Source organism: Bradyrhizobium sp. P5_C11_2 (assembly GCF_054049755.1).
Genome location: NZ_JBFULT010000420.1, coordinates 1 through 6695, shown reverse-complemented (window position 1 = coordinate 6695; position 6695 = coordinate 1). Strand labels below are relative to the sequence as shown.

The 6695-nt window shown below is 64.2% G+C and carries 7 protein-coding genes and 1 pseudogene; 3 read left to right on the top strand and 5 right to left on the bottom strand.

The genetic code is table 11. From position 1 onward, the window contains the following. The 4 genes from ACXJL8_RS29680 to ACXJL8_RS29665 all read right to left on the bottom strand — a co-directional run. Nucleotides 1-308: HupE/UreJ family protein (locus ACXJL8_RS29680; protein ID WP_456686070.1), on the bottom strand; the 308-nt coding region annotated here is incomplete at its 3' end. Continuing rightward, nucleotides 305-910: a HupE/UreJ family protein gene (locus ACXJL8_RS29675; protein WP_456686069.1), complete on the bottom strand. Its 606-nt coding sequence runs from the start codon at nt 908-910 to the stop codon at nt 305-307. The genes ACXJL8_RS29675 and ACXJL8_RS29680, both read right to left, overlap by 4 nt. A gap of 18 nt (nt 911-928) precedes the next feature. Next, complete coding sequence (locus ACXJL8_RS29670) at nt 929-1921, bottom strand: HupE/UreJ family protein (RefSeq protein WP_456623452.1); 993 nt, start codon at nt 1919-1921, stop codon at nt 929-931. Next, a complete protein-coding gene (locus tag ACXJL8_RS29665; RefSeq protein WP_456686068.1) occupies nt 1918-2823 on the bottom strand; it encodes a peptidylprolyl isomerase in 906 nt (301 codons plus the stop codon). Before ACXJL8_RS29665 ends, ACXJL8_RS29670 begins: the two co-directional genes overlap by 4 nt. Nucleotides 2824-3116: 293 nt before the next feature. Here ACXJL8_RS29665 and ACXJL8_RS29660 point away from each other — a divergent pair, with 293 nt between their 5' ends. From ACXJL8_RS29660 to ACXJL8_RS29650, 3 genes are all read left to right on the top strand, one after another. Next, complete coding sequence (locus ACXJL8_RS29660; protein WP_456623454.1) at nt 3117-5126, top strand: hypothetical protein; 2010 nt, start codon at nt 3117-3119, stop codon at nt 5124-5126. Between the two features lie 89 nt (nt 5127-5215). After that, a complete protein-coding gene (locus ACXJL8_RS29655; protein ID WP_456623455.1) occupies nt 5216-5557 on the top strand; it encodes a hypothetical protein in 342 nt (113 codons plus the stop codon). Between the two features lie 101 nt (nt 5558-5658). After that, on the top strand, nt 5659-6282 hold the full coding sequence (locus ACXJL8_RS29650) for a 2OG-Fe(II) oxygenase family protein (protein ID WP_456686067.1): 624 nt from the start codon (nt 5659-5661) through the stop codon (nt 6280-6282). 21 nt (nt 6283-6303) lie between these two features. Here ACXJL8_RS29650 and ACXJL8_RS29645 read toward each other — a convergent pair. After that, a pseudogene (locus ACXJL8_RS29645) lies at nt 6304-6695 on the bottom strand (spermidine synthase); the annotation flags it as partial.

Sequence of the window (6695 nt, the reverse complement as noted above, 5' to 3'; positions counted from 1 at the left end):
ATCACCAGCATCATCGTGGCGTCCGCAAGTCCCGCCGAAGCCGCGCCGAAAATGTGTCCGAGAGGCAGCCCGGCCAGCAGCCCAAGCGGAAACACCAGGATAAGCCAGCGCCCCTTTGAAACGCCGAGCGAGCCAGCCAGCACGCCCATCGCGATCCAGAGAATGACGTCCTGAAGATCGGTGAAGGGATGCAGGGCCCCCATATAGAAGTCGCCGAGCCGGGCCGCGACGATATGTGCCTCGGCTGGGTTCGCCTGCGCGAGCAGGACGGCGGCGCACATCAATACCTGGCCAATTCTCCGTTTCATGCAACGGCTCCGAGGCCGTGCGCGAGGAAGTAGCAGCCGATCCCTGCGATGCCGGCCCCAAGTCCCTGGATGGCGCGCTCGCCGGCGGGCCAGCGCGTCAACGTGCCGATCGCGATGCCGCACAGATGCAAGAGGCCGGTGGCGGTGACAAAGCCGACGCCGTAGGCCAGCGCATTCGCTGCGCGTGGAAGCTCGGCCCCGTGCGCATGACCGTGAAAGATCGCGAAGATCGCAACGACGAGGGCGGCAGCGGGAAAGGGAAGCCGCAGTCGGGCGGCGACAGCCACCCCCAGGATCACAGCCGAAACGGCAATCATCACCTCCGGGACCGGAAGCGGGACATGCAGCACGCCAAGGACCCCGCCGATCGCCATGACGAGCGGGAAGGTGATCGGCAGGATCCAGATTGCCGGGGCGCCGAGTTGCGCACCCCAGATCCCGACGGCCACCATCGCAATCAGGTGGTCGATGCCTGTTATTGGGTGGAGCAGACCGCTGGCGAGGCCGCCGGCGACGCCAGCCTGCTCGTGCGCGAGCGCCGGTTGCGTCAGTGCGAAGGCAACAATCGCAGTCGTGAGGGCTCGGAATATGCGTAGATACATTGTGTGTGCGACTCTCGCTCAGATTGCGGCGAATACGCGCGCCAGGCGGCCGAAGAACCAGAACATCGATATCGACCCGATGACATAGGCCGGGAGGGCCTCGCCCCAGCGCGGAACGACGGCATCAAGTCGTCGGTGCGCCCAGATCAACGCGAGCACGAGGAGGACGAAGGCAAGCTGCCCGATCTCCACGCCGATATTGAAGAACAGCAATGCCGCCGGCAGGAGGCGGTTTTCGAGCCCAAGTCCCGCCAGGGCGCTCGCGAAGCCGATGCCGTGAACCAGACCGAAGGTGAACGCCACGACCCAGGGATAGCGGGCGGTGAGTCCGATTTCGCCGCGCTGCTGTTTGACGATTTCCACCCCGACGAACGCGATGCTGAGTGCGATGCAGGCGTTGAGCGGACGTTCCGGTACGCCGATCACGCCGAATGCTGCCGCAGCAAGCGAAGCGCTGTGTCCGATCGTGAAGGCGGTGATCGTCTTCACCAGACGCCAGCCGCCGCCGACGATCCAGATCAGACCCAGCACGAACAACAAATGATCTGCGCCGAGCAGAATGTGATCGATTCCGTAGTTCACATAGGTCTTGGCCAGTTCGACCCAGGCCTCCAGCGTCGGCGCGCCGGTGCCAAGAACGGAGACGACGGGATTGGCCGTCGAGATCGTGTAGCTGCGCGGCTCGCCCTCGATCGGAATGACCTTGATCAGGACGACCGACATGTTGGAGCCGAGATTGGTGATGGTGATCGAGCCAACCAGCCCCTTCTGGCCGCAGTTCATCTCGGGCAGGCGGAGAAAGCAGTGGGGTGGCATCCGCAGGTCGACCCGCGAGGCGCCGATCGAGGGCTCTATGCTCCAGCGGCCGACAAATGCGCCGGGCCGAACCTCGCGAAACTCGAGCACGCCCATCGCCGCTTCGTGCGCGCTGAGCGCCGATGGCCGGATGAGCGCGGCCAGGACCAGGGTCAAGGCCAGCAGCGCCAATCGCAGATGCCGGATCGCCGTCACTGTTCGTACCGCACCTGGTAGGACGCCTTGAGCCGCTTGACCGCTTCCCAGGCACGCTTGCGGGTTTCTTCCGTATGCCAAATCCTGGCGGCCTCATCCCGAACCTTGTCGAGACTGGCAAGATTTCCCGGACGCTGGGAGTCCAGCCGAGCGACGTGCCAGCCGTCCTTGGATTGCAACAGCCTCCATTCCCCCTGCGGCATCGTCAGCAGCCCGTCACGGAAATCCTCGCCGAACGATGYCGCGAGACTCGCGACCGGCCGGGCGAGGATGGCGCGCGTGAGATTCTGCAGCTCCTCGGATTCGCGCTGCTGGGTGATGTCGTCGAGCTGGCGCTGTGCCGTGGCCTGATCCGTCGGAGGGGTGATGTAGAACGAAACGCGCTCCGGCTCGTCGAAGCGGACGTGGTTCTCCACAAACCACGCCTGCAACTGCTCGTCCGAGGGGCGCGGGACGCGGATCTGGTCGAAGATCAGCAATTGCATCTTGTAGGCAATCCGATCGCGAATCGTCTCGTCGCCGCGGTCCACGGCAAGCGCCTTGCCTTCGCGGTAGAGGATTTCGCTCGCGACCCAGCTGTCGATCATCTTCTGGAGCTGTGCGTCGGAAGGAGCGCGTTCCTTGTCCTCGTCGAAATTGTCGATGAAGGACTGGCGCATCGCCTTGGTCACGGTGATGACCTTCTCGTCCTTGGCGGGCGGGTGCAATACCGCATCGATGCCGAAGATGATCGCTCCCAGCAGAGTGAAGTGCAGCAAGGGTTCGCGCGAGAGCCGCACAAGCACGGAAACTAGAGTACGCGAAGGCTTGGTCGCGCCACGGGCGACGGCGTCCGGATCCGAACCTCCGGCGCGCGATATCGGAAAGGACTGCACTTCAACTGGTGTCGCCGGCATTGACATGTGGTTGTCACAAACTCTCGCACGCGCCGCCGCTTTATGCGGCAGGGCATTTCATCTGTCATCTTCATTCGCACACGCGAGGCGGAAAATGCAACGGACGTGCGCGAGAGGCAAGATGCTCCACGGAAAGTGCGGGCTTGCTCCGGTCCAACACAAATCCTTCACGAAGTTGTATCGTAACTCTGGTCATGATCGCGCCCGCAGGGATTCCGCTCACGCGGCCGGGTGAATTGGTGCTCAATTCCCGGGGGCTCTGCGGTTTCGCGATTTCTGACTTGAATGAGGGGCGATAGATGTTTCCATCTGGCAAGACGATCCTGTTGACCGCCGCATCGGCATCCTTGGCGCTGACGCAGAGCGCTGCAGCCGAGGGCTTTGGGCGCGACGAGCGCCGTGGCAATCCGTATGTCGCCGGCGACATGCACAATCACAATACCTGCACGGATGGTTCGGTTGCCGCCGGCTACACGATCGACCGCGCGGTCGGGCGCGGCACCGCGTCCGCCGGTGGCAACAATTTCGACCTCGACTGGTTCACGCTCGGCAACCACGGCGGTTCCGGCAATCGCGACTGCCGCTTCAGCGACACCAGCGCCAATCTTCCGGGACAAACCACGACGACCTGGAGCCAGACGCTCGGCCAGACCATCGACGGGATCACGATCTCCAGCCTGAAGGGCACCCCGAACGGCAGCGGCACCGGTGCGCAGATGTGGCGCTGGCAGTCGATCCGCGAGGTCGAGTATCCGACCATCGTCGATCGCTCGGCGAAGTACGACAAGGTGCTGATCGAGGGTCTCGAGTGGATCGCGCCCGGCCATGAACACGTCGACGTCGCCGTCATCACCGGGCAGCACCCGCGGAGGGGGACCGGCAACGCGGACAAGATGGCGGAATTCGAATACCGTTTCGACCGCGCCGACACCGATGCGATCGGCCCCGTCATCGACGCCGGTGGCAATCAGCTCTGGACCGGCAAGGACAACGTCAACAACACCGGCACGGCGGGCCACCAGAAGGCGCTCTCCGGCATCAAGTGGTTGCAGGCCAGCTATCCGCTGCAATCCTACGTCATCCCGACCCACACCGAACGCCAGGGACCGTTCAGCTCGACCGCCAACAAAGGCTATAACATCGAGCATTTCCGCGACTTCAACAATGCCGGACCGACGGTTGCGTTCGGCATCGAATCGCCTGGTCACTTTGCCGAAGGCGGTGCCAATGGCGGCTCCGGTTCTTACACGCCCAACGCGGTCGGCGGCGGCACCTACGGCATGAGCGGCATTTACACCGCGAAGGTCGGGGGCCTGTGGGACGGCCTGCTTGGCGAAGGCCGCAACTTCTTCATGTATGTGAGCTCCGACTGGCACAGCCGCGGCGCGGGCGGCGCGCGCGACTCCTTCACGACGGCCGATTTCATTCCCGGCGAGTACACCAAGCTGTATGTTCCGAATGCGGGACGGTTCTCGTCGCAGCACGTCATCGACGGCATGCGTTCGGGCAACTCGTACTCGGTCAACGCGGACCTGATCGGCCCGGACATGGTGTTCCGCGCCAAGGCGCGCGGCGACGACTGGAAGACCATGGGTGAGACGCTGGTCGTGAGGCCCGGCGAAAAGATCACGGTCGAGATGGAGCTGACCGTCCCGAACGAGAACAACAGCCCCTACAGCTTCGACAATCCGCTGCTGGTGCCGGTGGGGATCAAGCAGCCGCTCAACAAGCCGGCGCTCGACCACGTCGATCTGATCACTGGCCAGATCACCGGCGTCGTTGCGCCCGACGCGCCCAATTATGCGGTGGCGAATGCCGCAGGCACGGCCGGCGCGGCGATCGTGTACAATCCGTCGGCCACCATCGCCCGGCAGATCTCCGCGACGCAGATGCACCGGTCGCATCGGGGGGACCCTGACGGCGTGCGGCTGAAGTTCACGACGACCTTTGTCGCCGGCACCAAGCCATTCTACATCCGCGCGCGCGGAACCAACATTCCGAACGGCACGCCGAACGTCAGCGATACCGCTGGCAATCCGTTGCTGGATGCCAACAACGCGCAGGTCAGCTGTACCGATCCGGCGTGCCCGGCGCATCTGGAGACGGTGAATGGCGCCAAGAAGGTGACCCACGACGTTCAGGCCTATTCGAACGTCTGGTTCCACGCCAATCCGATCTTCATCAGGCCGGAAGGCTCGCCGAAGCTCCTGGTCGAGACCAACGCGGAATTGGCGCGGCGACTCGGGCAGCGGGCCGACAACGACCACGATCATGATCACGACGATCATCATCATCACGACCACCACTGACGTGACGTGAGGCCATCCGGCGGGACGCATCGTGCGATGTGTCCCGCCGTACTTGTTTGGAAATGACTCATCCCGCCAGCACGCCCTCGATGTATCTGTTTCGCATCACCATCTGCGCACTGGGCCTCTTCGCTGGCCTCGGCTGCGGTGTGGCCGCACCTGGTGCTGCCGTGCCCGCCACGGACGAACCCACCCGGGAAGAGTGCCACGCTGCGGTCGCGGAGGCGCGCGCATTGGCCGCGGGTTTGCCGCCGGACCATCTCTCCCGCTACTTTGCCGAGCGGCACCTGCACCAGGCCTTGGCTGAAGCCGGCAACGGCGAATTCGACGAATGCCTGGACATGGCCGCGCGTGCCTCTGACGAGGTGCGCGAACGGCGCCATGAGCTGCGGCCGGGCGAGAGGCTGAAAGTGCTTGGGCCCGACGAATAGCAGGACCCCAGAATTTTGCAGATCCTGCATGCTGTCATCGCGGCGTCATCTTTGCCCGGGCATTGTCTGCCTGCGTTTCAAGAACAGGTAGACGTTGCGACATGGATCAGATCGAGCCGCCTTTCCCGATTCCCCTGCTGCGCTCGCCCGGGTTGCTTCCGTCCTCGCTGAACGAAGCCGCCGTGGCCGCGATCCGGAGCACCCGCGTCGAAGGCAATCTGCGCTCGGGCCAGCTGTTCCACACCGAAGTTGCCGATCCCCGCGACAACGAGCTGTTCCGCCAGATCGCCGAGCTTGCCGTCCCGAAGCTGGTCGATTTCGGCGTCCTTCTGTTCGGCGAAGAGCTGCGCTGGACCGTCAAGGAGATGTGGACCAACATGCTCGAGACCGGCGGCAACCAGACACTGCATTCCCACGCCAACAGTTTCGTCTCGGGCATCATTTATCTGACGCCCTCGCATGCGGCCTGCAAGACGGTCTTCGTGCGGCCGCCCGGCGGCTTTGACTTCTCCTTCCGGCATCACACGCGAAGCGCCGCCATTGGGCCCTTCAATGCGGGCAAGTACGTCCTGCCAGAGGCCGAGCCCGGCGATCTCGTGCTGTTTCCAAGCTACCTTTATCACGAGGTGCCGAGAAATCAGGGCGGGCAGCGAATTACGATCGCCTTCAACGCCATTCCCGATCATCTCGACTGCTGGGGCTATCGCGTCAACTTCGCGCCCTGAGTGGGACGGGCCGATTGCCCCTCATCGCTCGCCAAATTCGCGCAGCAGAAGCTCCCGCGCCTCGCCGCGCGATGGTGCTGCCTCGTCTATCTGATGCAGCAGGCGCGCGGCCGCTGCGCGGTCTGAGCTGATCAAGGATCTCGCCATGCCCATCAGCGGGCCATAGGCCGGATCGAACTCGGAGCTCCGGCGAAGCGCGTCGATGAGGCCCGGCGAAGCCGCTTCGATCAAGGCGCTCCCGCGCGGATCGCCCGGCAGAGACGCGCCAGCTTCGAGAAAGCGGTTGCGTGCGGCCCAGTAGGCGTTGAGGCGCACGCTCAACGCATCGCGCTCGGCTCCGCCGGGGAGGAGTTCATTCGGATCCGGCTGCATGTCTTTCGTGATGGCGAGCAGGAGCGACCAGGGTTCTGCCC